Origin of the sequence: Streptomyces cynarae, from assembly GCF_025642135.1 — a bacterium.
Taxonomy (GTDB): Bacteria; Actinomycetota; Actinomycetes; order Streptomycetales; family Streptomycetaceae; genus Streptomyces; species Streptomyces cynarae.
Window position 1 is genome coordinate 1927411 of record NZ_CP106793.1, and the last position, 16330, is coordinate 1943740.

General features: G+C 72.8%; 14 protein-coding genes and 2 pseudogenes. 8 read left to right on the forward strand and 8 right to left on the reverse strand.

The window, feature by feature from the left end; genetic code table 11:
• Positions 1 to 112: 112 nt before the first annotated feature.
• The 4 genes from N8I84_RS09085 to N8I84_RS09100 all read left to right on the forward strand — a co-directional run bounded on the left by N8I84_RS09085 (position 113) and on the right by N8I84_RS09100 (position 4166).
• Positions 113 to 874, forward strand: coding sequence for a nucleoside phosphorylase (locus N8I84_RS09085; RefSeq protein WP_263229053.1), 762 nt, complete (start codon positions 113 to 115; stop codon positions 872 to 874).
• A complete protein-coding gene (locus N8I84_RS09090) occupies positions 871 to 2172 on the forward strand; it encodes an amidohydrolase (RefSeq protein WP_263229054.1) in 1302 nt (433 codons plus the stop codon). The genes N8I84_RS09085 and N8I84_RS09090 overlap by 4 nt, the downstream gene beginning before the upstream one ends.
• 169 nt (positions 2173 to 2341) lie before the next feature.
• Positions 2342 to 3013, forward strand: a complete 672-nt coding sequence (locus tag N8I84_RS09095; protein ID WP_263229055.1) for a FadR/GntR family transcriptional regulator — start codon at positions 2342 to 2344, stop codon at positions 3011 to 3013.
• 178 nt (positions 3014 to 3191) lie between these two features.
• Positions 3192 to 4166, forward strand: coding sequence for a PAC2 family protein (locus N8I84_RS09100; RefSeq protein ID WP_263229056.1), 975 nt, complete (start codon positions 3192 to 3194; stop codon positions 4164 to 4166).
• A gap of 54 nt (positions 4167 to 4220) precedes the next feature.
• Here the strand turns inward: N8I84_RS09100 and mshC are convergent, their stop codons facing one another.
• From mshC to N8I84_RS09120, 4 genes are all read right to left on the reverse strand, one after another.
• Positions 4221 to 5450, reverse strand: coding sequence for a cysteine--1-D-myo-inosityl 2-amino-2-deoxy-alpha-D-glucopyranoside ligase (mshC, locus tag N8I84_RS09105; RefSeq protein WP_263229057.1), 1230 nt, complete (start codon positions 5448 to 5450; stop codon positions 4221 to 4223).
• A gap of 252 nt (positions 5451 to 5702) precedes the next feature.
• Entirely contained in the window at positions 5703 to 6521 is an 819-nt protein-coding gene (locus N8I84_RS09110) for an SCO1664 family protein (RefSeq protein ID WP_263229058.1), read from the reverse strand.
• Positions 6485 to 7075, reverse strand: coding sequence for a DUF3090 domain-containing protein (locus N8I84_RS09115; protein ID WP_263229059.1), 591 nt, complete (start codon positions 7073 to 7075; stop codon positions 6485 to 6487). The genes N8I84_RS09110 and N8I84_RS09115 overlap by 37 nt, the downstream gene beginning before the upstream one ends.
• A gap of 121 nt (positions 7076 to 7196) precedes the next feature.
• Positions 7197 to 7883 (reverse strand): histidine phosphatase family protein, encoded by a 687-nt coding sequence (locus N8I84_RS09120; protein ID WP_200421356.1) that lies wholly within the window; start codon positions 7881 to 7883, stop codon positions 7197 to 7199.
• Between the two features lie 71 nt (positions 7884 to 7954).
• Here N8I84_RS09120 and corA point away from each other — a divergent pair, with 71 nt between their 5' ends.
• Positions 7955 to 8962, forward strand: a complete 1008-nt coding sequence (gene corA / locus N8I84_RS09125; protein ID WP_263229060.1) for a magnesium/cobalt transporter CorA — start codon at positions 7955 to 7957, stop codon at positions 8960 to 8962.
• Here corA and N8I84_RS09130 read toward each other — a convergent pair.
• Positions 8940 to 9725 (reverse strand): ferritin-like domain-containing protein, encoded by a 786-nt coding sequence (locus N8I84_RS09130; protein ID WP_263229061.1) that lies wholly within the window; start codon positions 9723 to 9725, stop codon positions 8940 to 8942. The two genes, corA and N8I84_RS09130, sit on opposite strands and share 23 nt — an antisense overlap.
• 230 nt (positions 9726 to 9955) lie before the next feature.
• Entirely contained in the window at positions 9956 to 11011 is a 1056-nt protein-coding gene (locus N8I84_RS09135; RefSeq protein ID WP_263229062.1) for an LLM class F420-dependent oxidoreductase, read from the reverse strand.
• Between the two features lie 147 nt (positions 11012 to 11158).
• Here N8I84_RS09135 and N8I84_RS09140 point away from each other — a divergent pair, with 147 nt between their 5' ends.
• Positions 11159 to 12142, forward strand: coding sequence for an aldo/keto reductase (locus N8I84_RS09140; RefSeq protein WP_200421360.1), 984 nt, complete (start codon positions 11159 to 11161; stop codon positions 12140 to 12142).
• Between the two features lie 98 nt (positions 12143 to 12240).
• A pseudogene (locus N8I84_RS09145) lies at positions 12241 to 14375 on the forward strand (helix-hairpin-helix domain-containing protein).
• A 107-nt stretch (positions 14376 to 14482) separates the two neighbouring features.
• Here the strand turns inward: N8I84_RS09145 and N8I84_RS09150 are convergent.
• Positions 14483 to 15175 carry a hypothetical protein gene (locus N8I84_RS09150; RefSeq protein ID WP_263229063.1) on the reverse strand — a complete coding sequence of 231 codons (693 nt, stop codon included), beginning with the start codon at positions 15173 to 15175 and terminating at the stop codon, positions 14483 to 14485.
• Between the two features lie 47 nt (positions 15176 to 15222).
• Here N8I84_RS09150 and N8I84_RS09155 point away from each other — a divergent pair, with 47 nt between their 5' ends.
• Positions 15223 to 15411, forward strand: a complete 189-nt coding sequence (locus tag N8I84_RS09155; RefSeq protein ID WP_005485166.1) for a DUF5703 family protein — start codon at positions 15223 to 15225, stop codon at positions 15409 to 15411.
• 95 nt (positions 15412 to 15506) lie between these two features.
• Here the strand turns inward: N8I84_RS09155 and N8I84_RS42695 are convergent.
• Positions 15507 to 16294, reverse strand: a pseudogene (locus tag N8I84_RS42695) (chaplin).
• Positions 16295 to 16330: the final 36 nt, after the last annotated feature.

Consider the following 16330-nt stretch of genomic DNA (forward strand, 5'->3'; position numbering starts at 1 on the left):
GGCTTCCCGCACGGAGCCGCCCCTTTCGTGTGCGCGCTTCCGGTGCGCGGCTGCTGTGCGCGACTCCGGGCTGCGTACGGTGTTCGTACATCCGTCCCACTGGAGTCGCCGCATGACGCAGGAGTTGTCCCCCATCGCCCGCATCCGACGCACCGGGCTGCCGCCGTACGCCGTGGTCGTGGGCGACCCGGCGCGCGCGGCGACCGTCGCCGCGCTGCTGGAGGGTGCCGAGGAGGTCTCGTACCACCGCGAGTACCGGGTGTTCACCGGGAGCTGGAAGGGCCTGCCGGTGACGGTGGCCTCGCACGGGGTGGGTGCGCCGGGCGCGGTCCTGCTGTTCCAGGAGCTGGCGGACGCAGGGATCCACACCGTCCTGCGGTTCGGCACGGCGGGCGCGATGAGGCCGGGGATCGGCGACGGCGACCTGGTGATCGCGGAGGCGGCCGTGCGCGACGACGGGGTCACCCAGCAGTTGCTGCCCCCGGAGTACCCGGCGGTGGCCGCGCCCGAGGCGGTCTTCGCCCTCCAGCGCGCGGCGCGCGAGGCGGGGGTGCCGCACCACCGGGGGATCGTCTGGACGCGGGCGGCGTTCCAGCCGGCGCTGATCCCGCTCGACGCCTATGACAGGGCGGGTCTGGTGGCGATCGAGATGGAGCTGTCCGCGCTGCTGGTGACCGCCTCGCTGCGCGGGCTGGTCGCGGGCGGGGTGCTCGTGGTGGACGGCGTCAACGCCGACGAACTCGTCGACGAGGCGTCCCCCTTCTCGGCGGGCGCCTACGACCCGCACCGCGAGGTCGTCGCCCGGGGCGTGGAGCGCGGCGCGGTGGTCTCCCTGGAGGCGCTGCGGCTGCTGGCGGAGGGGCAGGCGGGATGAGCGAGCCCGTGGATCTCCTGGTGCACGGCGGTGACGTCCTCACGGTCGACGACGCCGGAAGCGTGGTCCGGGAGGGCGCCGTCGCCGTCCGGGACGGGGAGATCATCGCGGCCGGGCCCACCGGGGAGCTGCGGGCCCGGTACGCGGCGGAGGAGGAGATCGACGCCGGGGGCTGTCTGGTCCTGCCGGGCCTGGTCAACGCCCATACGCACCTGGCGATGACGCTGCTGCGCGGCAGCGCCGACGACGTCACCCTTCAGGGCTTCCTGGAGCGCGTGCTGCGCCAGGAGGCCGAGCTGCTGTCGCCGGAACACGTGGCGGCGGGGGTGCGGGCGGCCGTCGCCGAGAGCGTACGGGCCGGGGTGACCTCGGCGCTCGACATGTACTGGTTCCACGAGGCGGCCGAGCGAGTGGCGCTGGAGGCGGGCTGGCGGCTGCTGGCCGGGCCCACCTTCATGGACGTCCCGGACTCCCCGGACGGCAGGGCGTACGGGGAGCGCATGGAGTGGGCGCGCCGGGACCTGGCCGCGCGGAGCGGGGAGCGGCCGGGGTTCCGGCCGGTCGTGTTCGCGCACTCCGCCTACACCCTGAGCCCGGATCAGCTGATCGGGATCGCCGCGCTGGCGCGGGAGTTCGGGGCGCTGCTGCACCTGCACGCCGCGGAGAACGCGACGGAGGTCGCCACCGTCGAGGCGCGGTACGGCAGGCGGCCGGTGGAGCTGCTGGACCAGCTCGGGGTGCTCGGCCCCGATGTGCTGCTCGCACACGCCGTCGATCTGACCGGCCCGGAGATCGCCGCGCTGGCCCGAACCGGGACGGCGGTCGCGCACTGCCCGGTGTCCAACCTCAAGCTGGGCTGCGGGATCGCGCCGGTGCCGCGGCTGCTGGACGCGGGTGTGACCGTCGGGCTCGGCACGGACGGGGCGGTCAGCTCCAACACGCTGGACGTGTTCGACGCGATGCGGCAGGCGGCGCTGGTGCACAAGGCGGCCGGTGACCCCACCGCGGTGGCTGCCGAACAGGCGGTGCGGATGGCGACGATCGAGGGCGCCCGCGCACTGGGGCTCGGAGATCGGCTGGGCTCACTGGAGGCGGGCAAGCGGGCCGACATGATCGTGCTCGACCTCGGCCGGCCGCATCTGCGTCCCCGGCACGACGTGTGGGCGACGCTCGCGTACGCGGCGCACTCCGCGGATGTGCGGGACACGGTCGTCGACGGGCGGATCCTGATGCGGGACCGGGTGCTGACCACGCTCGACGAGGCGGTGGCGCTGGCGGAGCTGGAGGCGGTGGGCTGAGCGGTCCACGGAGAGCCACCGAGAGTCCGCGGAGAGACCACGGGGGCGGCCCATGGCGAGCGGCTCCCTGTGTTTCACGGGGTGACATGGGAAATCCTGGTTCCGTTCAGCCATTCGACCCCATAATGACGCCGAGACATCGGATGTCTGAGCACCTGGGAGGCACGCCATGGCAGTCACCGACGAGGCGATCGAGAAGATCAAGGAAATGATCGTCTCCGGTGCGCTGCGCCCGGGCGACCGCCTGCCCAAGGAGAGCGAGCTGGCCGCGGAGCTTGGCCTGTCCCGCAACTCACTGCGCGAGGCCGTGCGTGCCCTGTCGCTGATCCGCATCCTGGACGTGCGGCAGGGCGACGGCACGTATGTCACGAGCCTGGACCCCCAGCTGCTGCTGGAGGCGATGAGCTTCGTCGTGGACTTCCACCGCGACGACACCGTGCTGGAGTTCCTCGCGGTGCGCCGCATCCTGGAGCCGGCCGCGACGGCCATGGCGGCCTCCCGTATCAGCGAGCAGCAACTGGACGCGTTGACCGCCCAGTTGGACAAGCTGGGTCCCGAACCCTCGGTGGAGGAGCTGGTCGCCTCCGATCTGGAGTTCCACCGGGGGATCGTGCAGGGCTCCGGCAACTCGGTCCTGTGCTCCCTGCTGGACGGCCTGTCCGGGCCCACCACCCGAGCCCGTATCTGGCGCGGCCTCACCCAGGAGGACGCGGTCGTCCGCACCCTGCGCGAGCACCGCGCGATCCTCGGGGCCCTGCGCGACCGCGACCCCGAGGCGGCCCGCTCCTGGGCGACCGTGCACATCGCGTCCGTCGAGCAGTGGCTGCGCTCGACCCTGTGAGGCTCCACGGTGTGAGCCACCCGTGCGGCGTGCCGGACCGGTAGGCGATCATGGGTGTTCGACGGCCCCGGACGGGGCAGTCATCCGTTCACTCCCCCGTGGCAGGGGACTGCGGGCGCCCTGGCCGAACGCCGTAAGGTTGGGGCGTACGTGAGGGTACGTCGGAAGGAGGCGCTGGGTGATCGAGCTCGAGGGGGTTCCCGAGCTGATCGACCCGGTCATGGTGGCCGCGTTCGAGGGCTGGAACGATGCCGGCGACGCCGCCTCCACCGCGGTCGCGCATCTGGACAGGGAATGGAAGGGCGAGGTCTTCGCGGCGCTGGACGCCGAGGACTACTACGACTTCCAGGTGAACCGCCCCACAGTGTTCATGGAGGCCGGGGTCCGCAAGATCACCTGGCCCACGACCCGGCTCTCGGTGGTCCGCGTCGGCGGTGAGAAGCCTCGCGACCTGGTGCTGGTCCGTGGCATCGAACCGTCGATGCGCTGGCGCTCGTTCTGCAACGAGTTGCTGGGCTTCGCCCATGAGCTGGGCGTGGAACTGGTGGTGATCCTCGGCGCCCTGCTCGGCGACACCCCGCACACGCGTCCGGTCCCGATCAGCGGGACCACGTCCGACCCGGACCTGGCCCGCCGCATGGACCTGGAGGAGACCAAGTACGAGGGGCCCACGGGCATCGTGGGCGTCCTTCAGGAGGCGTGCACGCACGCGGGCGTGCCGGCCGTGTCGCTGTGGGCCGCGGTCCCGCACTACGTGTCGCAGCCGCCGAACCCCAAGGCCACGCTGGCCCTCCTCAACCGCCTGGAGGACCTCCTCGACCTGCGCATCCCGCTCGGCGAACTGCCGGAGGACGCGCGCGCCTGGCAGCTCGGCGTGGACCAGCTGGCCGCCGAGGACAGCGAGGTCGCCGAGTACGTGCAGACGCTGGAGGAGGCCCGGGACACCGCCGAGCTGCCGGAGGCGTCCGGTGAGGCGATCGCCCGTGAGTTCGAGCGGTATCTGCGGCGACGGGACGTCAGCCCGCCCGGCGGGCACGCCACGGCGGATGGCGGCGAGGGCGGCCCGTTCCTGCGGGACAACCCCGGCGGTCGTCCGCGTCCGCCGAAGCCGCCGCGGCCGGGCGGCGAGGACGAGGACTCACCGGAGGAGTGAGCGGGGCCGGTGCGCAGCAGCGCACCGGCCCCGCTCCATACCGGCGGAAGGGGCTCAGAGAGCCACGCCGAGCAGCGCGTCCACGGCCCGCGACACGACACCGGGCGCCCCGGTGTCCGTGCCGCCGCTCTCCTGCTGGAGCGTGACCCAGCGGTCGACCGCGGCGAGCGCGGAGGGCGCGTCGAGGTCGTTCGCGAGGGCGTCGCGGATCTCCTCGACGAGCGCGTCGGCGGACGGGCCGTCGGGCCGGGAGACGGCGGCGCGCCAGCGGCCGAGCCGTGCCACGGCGTCCTGGAGGACCTGGTCGGTCCACTCCCAGTCGGACCGGTAGTGGTGGGCGTGCAGTGCGAGCCGGATGGCGGCCGGGTCGACGCCGTCGCGGCGGAGCCGGGAGACGAAGACGAGGTTGCCCTTGGACTTGGACATCTTCTCTCCGTCCAGGGCGACCATGCCGGCGTGGACGTACGCCTTGGCCATGGGGAACTCGCCGGTCAGCACCTGGGCGTGCGAGGCGCCCATCTCGTGGTGCGGGAAGGCGAGGTCGGAGCCGCCCCCCTGGACGTCGAAGCCCATGCCCAGGTGGTCCAGGGCGATGGCCACGCACTCGATGTGCCAGCCGGGGCGGCCGCGGCCGAGCGAGCCGCCGTCCCAGCTGGGCTCGCCGTCGCGGGCGGCCATCCACAGCATCGGGTCGAGCGGGTTCTTCTTCCCGGGCCGGTCGGGGTCGCCGCCGCGCTCCGCGGAGAGCAGGCGCATGGCGGCGGCGTCCAGGCGGGAGACCTTGCCGAAGTTGGGGTCGGACTCGACGGAGAAGTAGACGTCCCCTTCGAGTTCGTACGCGGCTCCGAGGTCCCGCAGGCGCTCGACCAGCGGAACGATGCCGGGTATCGCCTCCACGGCGCCTATGTAGTGCCGCGGGGGCAGCATCCGCAGGGCGGTCATGTCCTCGCGGAACAGGGTGGTCTCCCGCTCGGCGAGAGCCACCCAGTCGACGCTGTCGCGCTGGGCGCGCTCGAGGAGGGGGTCGTCGACGTCGGTGACGTTCTGGACGTAGTGGACCTGGCGCTTGGTGTCGAGCCACACGCGCTGAACGAGGTCGAACGCGTTGTAGGTCGCCGCGTGACCCATGTGGGTCGCGTCGTACGGGGTGATCCCGCAGACGTAGATACGGGCGACGGGACCGGGGTCGAGGGCGACGAGGCCGCCGGTCGCGGTGTCGTGGATCCTCAGGTCGCGGCCCTGACCAGGCAGGGCGGGGACCTCGGAAGCGGGCCAGGCATGCATGTCATGAGCGTAACCGGCGGGAAGTTCTGTCCACGAACCGGATCGGGCGGACGGACGGCGAATGACCGGGAAGACGCTCTTGCGGGAGCCCGGCCGGTGTGCATGCCCACCCTGCGAAAGCCGCGGGCAGTCGTGCCGCGCGGCGGCACGGGTGGGCGCTGGGGTCCCCTGCTCGAAAAGCTCGGGGGCACGCATCCTGTCGGCGCCGGGAAGCGCAGCCAACCCCCGGTCGGCCTCAGCGAGCGGTACTTCTCACACCGGCGGCCAAGGAATCGCCGGCCACTCCCCGCTCGGCTCCGGGTGCCGGCCCGACTCCAGCAGCGCCTCCACCCGTGCCCGCGTCGCCCGGACCTCCGCGGGGCTGATCAGCGCGGCCAGGCGGGTGGCAAGGGCGGCCCCCTCGGAGAGGCCGTCCTTCAGTCCCTTCAGCACCTCCACCGCCTCCCCCGTCAGCGGCTCCCCCGCCCATCCCCACAGCAGTGTCCGCAGCTTGTTCTCGACGTTGAACGTGACCCCGTGGTCGATCCCGTACAACCGCCCCTCGGCCGCCGGCAGCAGATGGCCCCCCTTGCGGTCCGCGTTGTTGATGACCGCGTCCAGGACGGCCAGCCGCCGCAGCCGCTGGTCGTCGGCGTGCACGAGCAGGGCCGTCTCGCCGTCGCCGACCTCGACGAGACCGATCGCCTTCCAGCCCGGCTCGGGCTCCTCGCCCTCCACCAGGGCGAGGAGCTCACCGTCGGGCACGACCTCCACCCACAGCTGGCACATGCCCTCGCCGTACGGGCCGTCGCGCAGAACGGTGGGCGGCACGAGCCCCCAGCCGGTCGCCTCCGACACCTCGTACGCGGCGACCTCGCGCTGGGCCAGCGTCCCGTCCGGGAAGTCCCACAGGGGCCGCTCCCCGGCGACGGGCTTGTAGACGCAGGTGGCTTCCCGGCCGTCGTAGGAGACCGTGCAGTACAGCGCCGCGTTGGACGCGTCGCGGATGCGGCCGCGCACGGTCAGCTCGCCCTCGGCGAGCAGTTCGGCCGTGGTCACGCTCCGCGGCGGTATCCGTTCTGGCGCGGACATACGTGTCCTTCCGGGTCGAGCGGGAGGCTGCACAGCGGGCACGGCGGCCGCCCGGCGTTGACGACGTCGAGTGCGCGCTTGGCGAAGGCTCTGGCCTGCGCGCCGGTGAGCCGGACCCGGAGCATCGGCGGACCGTTCTCCTCGTCCTGCAGCAGCCGCTCCTCGGCCTCGGCGAGGTCCTCCTCGGAGTCGGCGTCCAGCTCGACGAGGGCCTGGGCCTCGACGACCATGCGCTGTTCCTCGGCGTCCCAGGCGAGCGCCATGGTGCCGACGCGGAACTCCTCCTCGATGGGGGTCTCCAGGGGGGCCGTGTCGGCGATCTCAGTGGGGGCCACGGCGGGGACGGCGGCGCTGCCGCCGCTGCGCCGCACGACCTCGTCGAGCAGTTCGTCCATGCGCTCGGCGAGCGCCGCGACCTGGGTCTTCTCCAGGGCCACGCTGGTCACCCGGGGTCCGGCCGAGGCCTGCAGGAAGAAGGTACGGCGCCCGGGCAGCCCGACCGTACCGGCCACGAAGCGGTCCGGGGGGTCGTAGAGGAACACCTGACGGGACACGTCCTGTCTCCATTGGATCGGGTCGGGACCGGCGGACCGCGCCGGTCCTGTGGGGTTGCTGACAACTACGCTGAACAACTACTGCGCTCGTTCGACCGCTTCACCCTACTGCGCTCGACGATCACGGTGCGCCCGCACCGCCTCCGACCGTGGCGTCCGGATCCGAGGCTTCCGGACGCGGCACGAGGGAGGAGAAATCGCCGGTGTCGCCGAGACGAACGAGAAATGGCCGCAGCCGGGTGTAACGGATCGCGGTGATGGAACACGGTTCCACGGAGATCCGCTGGAAGAGGTCGAGATGAAGTCCGAGTGCGTCCGCGACGAGAGACTTGATGACGTCGCCGTGCGAGCACATGAGGTAGACGGCGTCGGCGCCGTGGTCGCGCTCCACGCGCGCGTTCCACTCCCGTACGGCCTCCGCGGCGCGGGTCGCCATCGCCCGCATCGACTCGCCGCCGGGGAACGCGGCCGCCGACGGGTGCGCCTGGACGACCTCCATCAGCGGCTCGTCCTTCAGCTCGGCGAGCTTGCGGCCGGACCAGTCGCCGTAGTGGCACTCGCCGATCCGGTCGTCGGTGTGGGCGCGCAGTTCGGGACGGGCGTCGAGGAGCGGCTGGACGGTCTCCTGGCAGCGCTGCAGGGGGCTGGTGACGACTTCGGCGATCGGCAGCTCGGCGAGCCGCCCGGGCAGGGCCGCGGCCTGCGCGGCGCCGCGTTCGTCGAGAGCTACGCCGGGCGTCCAGCCGGCGAGGAGACCCGCGGTGTTGGCGGTGGAACGTCCGTGCCGGACGAGGAGCAACGTGGGCATGACGACCAGCCTAGGTCTTGTCGTCAAACGCCCGTCGGTGCCCGGGTGCCAGTGAGAGGAGAGTGCGCTCCGTGATCGTCGACTGCGCCGTCTACCGCGACGGGCGCCGCAACGAGGGGAACGAGGGGCCGGATGACCTCTCCACCGCGCTGGACCAGGCGCGCGCCTCGTCGGACACGTTCTTGTGGGTCGGCCTGTACGAGCCGACGGAGGACGAGTTCGATCTGGTCACCAAGGAGTTCGGGCTGCATCCGCTGGCCGTGGAGGACGCCCTGAAGGCGCACCAGCGGCCCAAGCTGGAGGTGTACGAGGACTCGCTGTTCATGGTGCTCAAGCCGGTGTCGTACGAGCCGGACAGCGACACCGTCTCCACCGGCGAGCTGATGGTGTTCCTCGGCGACTCGTTCGTGGTGACCGTTCGCCACGGTGTGGACATGCCGCTCGGGGACGTCCGCCGTCATCTGGAGCAGCAGCCCGAGATGCTGCGGCACGGGCCCACCGGGGTGCTGTACTCGATCACGGACTCGATCGTCGACCACTACCTGGAGGTGGCGACGGAACTGGGCACCGATCTGGAGGAGCTGGAGGCGGAGGTCTTCTCGCCGTCCGTCGGAGGCTCGCGGCACACCGCGTCCCGGATCTACGCCTTCAAGCGGCAGGTCCTGGAGTTCCGGCGGGCGACGGTGCCGCTGGGACCGCCGACGGCCCGGCTGGCGGGGCAGGGCGCGTACGGTGCGGCGGTGCCGTTCGTGCAGGAGAAGTCGCGGCCCTTCTTCCGGGACGTCCACGACCATCTGACCCGGGTGAACGAGTCGGTGGAGGGCCTGGACCGGCTGGTGTCGGACATCCTGTCGGCGCATCTGGCGCAGATGAGCGTGCGGCAGAACGACGACATGCGGAAGATCTCGGCGTGGGCGGCGATGGCCGCCGTTCCGACGATGATCGCGGGGATCTACGGCATGAACTTCGACCACATGCCGGAGCTCCACTGGGTGTGGTCCTACCCTGCGGTGGTCGTGATCATGGCAGTGCTCGAGGTGCTGCTGTACCGGCTGTTCAAGCGGCGGGGCTGGTTGTAGCCGGACCGCCGAGCGCGTCGCACCGCTCGGGCGTCCGCAGGGTCACCATGCGCCGGCGACCGACGAGCCGCTCGTAGGCGTAGACGAGGCGGATGGCGGTCGCGAGCAGCGCCGGCCTCGCTCCGGACCAGCCGAGGATGCGTGCCATGTGGGTCATGACCGCCAGGCTGACGTCCCGGTGGACGCGGATCTCGGCCAGTGCGTACGCGCGCAGGGTGCGCCGGATGAACCGGCCGTGTCCGGCGGCGGCGAGGCGCAGCAGTTCCTCGTGGGTGTACGCAAGGTGGTTGTCCTCGTCGTCGGAGATCATTTGGACGGCCCGGCCGATGTCCGGGTGGTCCCCGAAGTGCTTGCGCAGCATCAGCATCTGCTCGGCCGCGCGCTGCTCGGTGACCCGGCTGTGCGCCAGGTAGACGATGATGTCGCGCACGGTGAGCGGCTGGTCCGCCTTGAGCCTCGCGTGCGCGAGACCGATGCCCCGGCGCTCCAGGAGCATCGTGTAGTCGGTCTCCGGGGGCACCGGTACGGGTTGCAGGCCGCGCTTCTTGAGCAGGGCGTGGAATATGCGTCCGTGCTTGTCCTCGTCCGCGCCGTGGCGGGAGATCTTGGGGGCGAGCGCGCGTTCGCTCTCCGGCACCAGCTGGGCGATGCGCCCGTTCTCCCAGCCGCCCCGCGCCTCCCCGCCGGCCGCGATGGAGCAGAACAGCCGGAACGACTCGTCGTGGTCGAGGATCTCCTGGAACAGGCTCTTGGCCGACAGCATGGGCGCACCTCTCTGCAGGACCCGCGACGATCGGGTCAAACCGAGTCAAATAGGGCCCTGGAGGTGCTGCAACAGCTGCGTGGGGGCTACTCGGCCGAAAGGAGGAGAAGGCGGGCCGGGGCGGGCCGTAACCGCGCGGGCGGCCGAGCGTTGTTCCCCGTGACGGCCGTGGCGGGGAAGACCCCCCGAGCCCCCACCACGGCCGCAGAGACCTCTTCGCCTGTTGCCCGCTACGCGAGCCCGGCCCGCTCCAGGGCCTCAGTCCCTGCCCGGAGCCCTGCGATCCGCTCCTCGAGGGTGAAGCCCGCCGGTGCCAGGCTGAGCGTGGTGACGCCGGCCGCGGCGTAGGCCTTCATGCGGTCGGCGATCCGGTCGACGGAGCCGAGCAGGGTGGTCCGGTCGATCAGCTCGTGCGGGATCGCGGCCGCCGCGCCCTGCTTGTCGCCGGACAGGTACTTCTCCTGGACCTCGGCGGCGGCCTTCTCGTAGCCCATGCGCTGGGCGAGCTGGTTGTAGAAGTTCTGCTTGGGGCTGCCCATGCCGCCGACGTACAGGGCCGTGTAGGGGCGGAAGGTGTCGGCGAGCGCGGTCACGTCCTTGTCGTCGCCGACGGCGAGCGGGGCCGTGGGGCACACGTCGAAGCCGTCGAGGGTCCTGCCGGCCTTCTCCCGCCCCGCCCTCAGGTACTTGATCGCGGTGTCCTCGAGATGGTCGGCGGAGGGGAAGATCAGCAGGGCGCCGTCGGCGATCTCGCCGGTCTGCTCCAGGTTCTTCGGGCCGATGGCGGCGATGTAGAGCGGGATGTGCTCGCGCTGCGGGTGCACGGTCAGCTTGATCGGCTTGCCGGGTCCGCCGGGCAGCGGCAGCGTCCAGTGCTCACCCTCGTACGTCAGCCGCTCACGGGTCATCGCCTTCCGTACGATCTCCACGTACTCGCGCGTGCGGGCGAGCGGCTTGTCGAACTTGACGCCGTACCAGCCCTCGGAGACCTGCGGCCCCGACACGCCGAGGCCGAGACGGAAGCGGCCGCCGGACAGGGAGTCGAGGGTGGCGGCGGTCATCGCGGTCATCGCGGGCTGGCGCGCCGGGATCTGGAAGATGGCGGAGCCGACGTCGATGCGCTCGGTCTTGGCGGCGACCCAGGACAGCACGGTGGCCGCGTCGGAGCCGTACGCCTCGGCGGCCCAGCACACCGCGTATCCGAGTCGGTCGGCTTCCTGGGCCACGGCGAGGTTGTCCGCGTCCATTCCGGCGCCCCAGTAGCCGAGGTTGATCCCGAGCTGCATGGCCCATTCCCCTTACCGATCAGTAACGTCCCTTGGTGCCCGACCTTAGCGGGAAGGCGGGCCCCCCGGAAATCCCCTCACCGACGGGGGGAACGCGTTGTCCACAGGCCCCCCATGAGCCGAGTTCAGGCCGTAATCTCGGCGTTCATGGAGCAGAGGCATCTCGGCCGTACCGGCCTTCGTGTGTCGCGGATCGGGCTCGGCACCCTGACGTGGGGCCGCGACACGGACGAGCACGACGCCGCGGACCAGTTGAAGGTGTTCTGGGAGGCGGGCGGGACCCTCGTCGACACGGCGGACGTGTACGGGGACGGGGAGGCCGAGTATCTGCTCGGGCGGCTCATGGACGGCCTCGTGCCCCGCCGGGACCTGGTGATCTCGACGAAGGCGGGCAGCGTCCCCGACCCGGACCGCCGCTTCGACTGCTCGCGCGGTCATCTCCTCTCAGCCCTGGACGCCTCGCTCGCCCGCCTGGGCACGGACTACGTCGACGTCTGGCACGTCCACGCCTTCGACCCGTACACCCCGCTGGAGGAGACCCTGCAGGCGCTCGACCTGGCGGTCGGCAGCGGCCGGGCGCGGTATGCGGGGGTGTCCAACTTCTGCGGCTGGCAGCTGGCGAAGGCGGCGACGTGGCAGCTCGCGGCGCCGGGCGTGAGGACCAGGATCGCCAGTACTCAGATGGAGTACTCGCTGCTCCAGCGGGGAGTGGAGCGGGAGGTGCTGCCCGCGGCGCTGGACCTGGGGGTCGGGCTGCTGCCGTCGTCTCCGCTGGGCCGGGGCGTGCTGACCGGCAAGTACCGGCACTCGACACCGGCGGACTCGCGCGGGGCGTCGGAGCACATGGGGCCGTTCGTCGCGCCCTACCTCGACGACACGGCGAGCAGCATCGTCGACGCCGTGCAGACGGCCGCCGACGGGCTCGCCGCGACGCCGTTGCAGGTGGCGCTGGCGTGGGTGCGGGACCGGCCGGGTGTGGTCGCGCCGATCGTCGGCGCGCGCAACGCGCAGCAGCTCACGGCGGCGTTGTCAGTGGAGGCGCTTAGTCTTCCGGACGAGATCTGCCGGGCGCTGGACGATGTGTCGGCCCCGGTGCACCGCTATCCCGATCACGACTGGAGCACGCTGTGACCACGGACCCGGAGACGACGGAGACGGCCCCTCGGGCGGAGGACGGGGCCGGGACCGCCGGGGGCGGCGGTACGGGGAGCGACAGGGCCGCGGACCCGATGCCCGCAGAGGGGCTCGCAGAGGGCTCCGGGGACGAGGCGCCGGCGGACGGCGGCCCGGACCCGGCGGACGGCTCCCCTGGTCCCTCGCGGGACGCCGGCGAGGGCGAGGGTGCCGCCCCCGAGATGTCCGAGGCCGAGGCCGAGCTGGCCGCTCAGCGGGTCGAGCGGGAGCGGATCGAGCGGCGGAAGGCCACGAAGCAGGGACCCGTCGAGGCCGGTGGGAAGCTCAGCGGGAAGGCCGCCGACCTGCTCGCCGCCGTACGGGCCGTGGAGAGCGGTGAGAAGCCGGTGGCGAGCGCCTTCAGCGAGCCCACGCCCGCACCGCGCCGCCCCACCGCCCCCGAGCCGGTGCGGCGCCCGCAGCCCGTGGCGGCGGCCGCGGCGCCTCCCGCCGCCGAGACGGTGGCGGCGGTGCGGGCCGTCCTGGCCGAGGGCGGCGCCCCGGACACGCTCGCCCCCAGGTCGCGGAGGCGCTCGGCGAGGGGGCGGAGGCGCAGCTGCGCACCGACCCCTGGCAGCTGCTGCGCGTCTTCGGAGTGCGCCCCGAGCAGGCCGACACCTTCGCCCGCGCCCTCCTCGGCGCGGATTGCCGCCCGGACGACGAGCGCCGGGCCCGTGCGATGACGGTCTGGCTGTTGGAGCAGGCGGCCCTGGCCGGGCACACCGCCCTGGAGGTCCCGGCCCTGGAGGCGGCGCTCGGCCGGCGCCAGGTGCCCGACCCCGAGGCGGCCGTGCGCGACACCATCGCCGAGGGCGATGCCCTGGTCTTCCAGGACGCCCTGGAGTCGGCCCCACCGGGCGACGACGAGGAACAGCAGCGCCCGGTGCGCGTCCTGATCGGCCTGGAGCGGTACGCGCTCGCGGAGGAGAGCCTCGCCGACGGACTGGCCCGGCTGGTCAACTCCGTGCCGAAGGAGGACGGCGCGGCGGAGGACTGGCAGCGGGCGACCCGGTCGGCGGCGGGTTCCGGGGCGGAACTGATCGGTGCGGTCGCGGGTCACGGCCTGGTGCTGCACACCGGGTCGGAGGCGTCCCGCATCGAGTCGGCGACACTGCTGCGTGAGGCACGCCGGCTCGGGCTGCGAGCCTGGGCCGCCACGCACAGCCCGGCCGGCCGCGACCAGTTCGGCGCGCTGCTGGCCCGCCTCGACCTGCCGGACGACGGGGGAACACAGCCGCCTCTCGCCACCGTCGCGGGCCTCCTGTCCGGTGGCGAGGGTCCGGGACGGGACGCCGACGGCGCGCTGGACCTCGATCTGCTCATCGTGCTGGACGCGCCTCAGCTGGATGTGGAGACGGCGGCCCTGCTCGTGGAGTCGCTGCCCGACGGGGCCCGGCTGGTGCTGAGCGGCGACCCGGGTGTGCTCTGGTCGGTCGGCCCCGGACGCGTGTTCGGGGACCTGCTCGCGGCCCGCGTGTGCCCGCAGATCGCCTCGCGGACCCCCGACCCGGGCCCACTCGGCGAACTGGTCTCCGCCATCGGCATCGGTGAGCTGCCGCAGGTCGACGCGCCCGGCAAGGAGGTCGTGATCGTGCCGGTGCGGGACGCCGGGGAGGCGGTGCACCGGACCGTGCAGCTGGTCGCGGACTCGGTGCCGCGGGCGATCGGGGTTCCGGCGGAGGAGACGCAGGTGATCACCCCGGGCCACGGCGGCGCTGCGGGCACCCGCGCGCTGAACGCGGCACTGAAGGAGCGGCTCAACCCGGGCCCGGGTCGCTTCGGCGGCTTCGACCCGGGCGACCGGATCGCCTACTCCCCCGCGCCGGGGCGTACGCTGCCGGGCCGTGTCGTGAAGGGCGACGCCGAGGGGCTGCACCTGGAGTGCGCGGGCGTCTCCGTGGTGGTGCCGAAGGAGCGGGTGGAGCAGACCCTGCGGCACGGCTGGGCGCTGACCGCGCACCAGGCGGTGGGGCAGCGGTGGCCGGCGGTGGTCGTGGTCCTGCCGGGCGACGCCGCCCAGAGCCTCACCCGGCCGTGGGTCTACACGGCCTTCGGCCGAGCGGTCCGCCATCTGTCGGTGGTGCACGGCGCGGACCAGGCCCTGCCGCGGGCCGTGGCGGAGATCCAGGCCAAGCCGCGTACGACCCGCCTGCCCGCGCTGCTGGGGCCCCAGGTCCCGACGTCGGACTGAGAGGGGCACCTCACTACGGCGGGAGCGGGGCTCTCACCACGGCGGGTCCCGGTGGTGCCGTGCCGCCCCAGGTCACACGGCACCGCCGGGGAAGCCCCTGCTGACGATCAACGATCCAGCGGTTCCAGGTCCTCGTCGTCGTCCAGCTCGAGCTCGTCGTCCTCCAGCACCCCGGCCCGCAGCTCCTCGTCGTCCGCCTCCTCGTCGAAGACGGAACTGACGTCGAAACGGCAGATCACCCGCTGGGGATCGACCTGCTCGAAGGGCGCCTCCAGCCACTCCCCCGGCTCGGCCGGTTCCTCGGCGGCCACCACCCACAGCGTGGAGTCGCCCTCCTCGAGGCCGAACTCCTTGTGCCGGGAGGCGATCTCGTCCGGTTCGAACTCCCCGAAGAGCACGCCGAGCGCGCCGTGGACGGTGCCGGCCGACGACGCCGGCGCGGTCTCCTCGTCCGCGGCCTCCACGCGCTCCGCCTGTGCCAGCAGCCGCTGGGGCTCCGCCACCGCGTAGTCCCGGCGGATCAGGACGCTCAGCGCACTCGGTTCCTCGGGGCCCGTGTACGGCGGAAGAGGCTCCTCCGCACCGGGGATCTCGAAGGGGGTGACCTCGTCGTAGCGGTCGTAGAGCAGCTCGTCGTACTCCTCGGCCGCCGCGGCCAGCTCGTTGAACGCCTCGTAGACGGCCGGGTCGTCCTCACCCGTCCTGCGCTCGACCGCGGCAAGGTGGCGGTCGAGTGCGGTCTTGACCGCCTCGGCGGCGGCACGTACCTCGGCAGCGGTGGGCTGCGCAGCATCAGACATAGTGCAGACGCTATCCGTACCGGGCCCCAGCCCGCACAATAGATGCGATGCCGGAATACGAATTTGTCGACGTGTACGTACCGCGCGGGGTCTCCCGCAAGGACGCCACACGCCTGCTGACGGACCATGCCGAGTACGGACACTGGGAGTTGGACCGCCTGAGCCTGCTGCGCGACGGGAGCCGCAGGGTGCGGTTGCGCCGGCGGATCATCCGCCAGGTGCGCGCCACGTGGTGAGCGAATGTGACTGAAATGGATCGGGCCCCGCACGGACGGGGCCCGATCCGTTCAGTCGGCCACGGGGGAAGCAGGCGGTGCCGGTGCCGGTGCCGTTACGCGTGCGCCCGCGCCCTGCGGTAGAGCAGCGCACCGCCGAGCAGGGCTCCCGCGCCGACCGGCGCCAGGAGGCCGAGCGGCAGGTCGCTGCCGGTGTGGGCGAGCTGTGCGGTGGCCGCCGGCTGGGTGACGGACTGACCTCCGGGGTGGTTGACGTGGGTGCCGCCGCCCGGCTGCTGCGGAGTGCCGGGGTGACGGGGCGTGCCGGGAGGCGTGGTGGTGCCGCCGCCGGGGGTGTGGTGCTGCCCCCGCCGCCGGGAGGCGTGGTACCGCCACCGCCACCGGGAGGCGTCGTCCCGCCACCGCCACCGGGAGGCGTCGTCCCGCCACCGCCACCGGGAGGCGTGGTGGAGTGGCCGCCGCCCGGGTTGGCGCAGTCGTTGCCGCCCGCCGGGTTGCCGATCCCGCCCACGTTGACGGAGTTGCCGCACACGTTCACCGGCACGTCGACCGGCACCTGCACGGTGTTGCCGGAACCGACGCCGGGCGAGTCGCCGGTGTGCCCGCCGGCGTGGGCGCCGCCCCCGCCGCCGGACTGGCTGCCGGTGTTCGCGCACGTGTTGCCGGCAGCCGGGTTGAGCAGCCCGATGACGTTCACGGTGTTGCCGCAGACGTTCACCGGCACGTGCACGGGCACCTGCACCAGGTTGCCCGACAGCACGCCGGGCGAGTTGGTGGCGGAGCCGTTCGCTCCGGCATCGGCGTGCGCGTAGCCGCCGGTGACGGCGAGGACTCCGGTCGCAGCCGCCATGGTCATCAGGCCCTTGCGGGTGACCTGTCGCATTGCTGATTTCCCTGTCTTCGAGCTGGTCGTGGACCT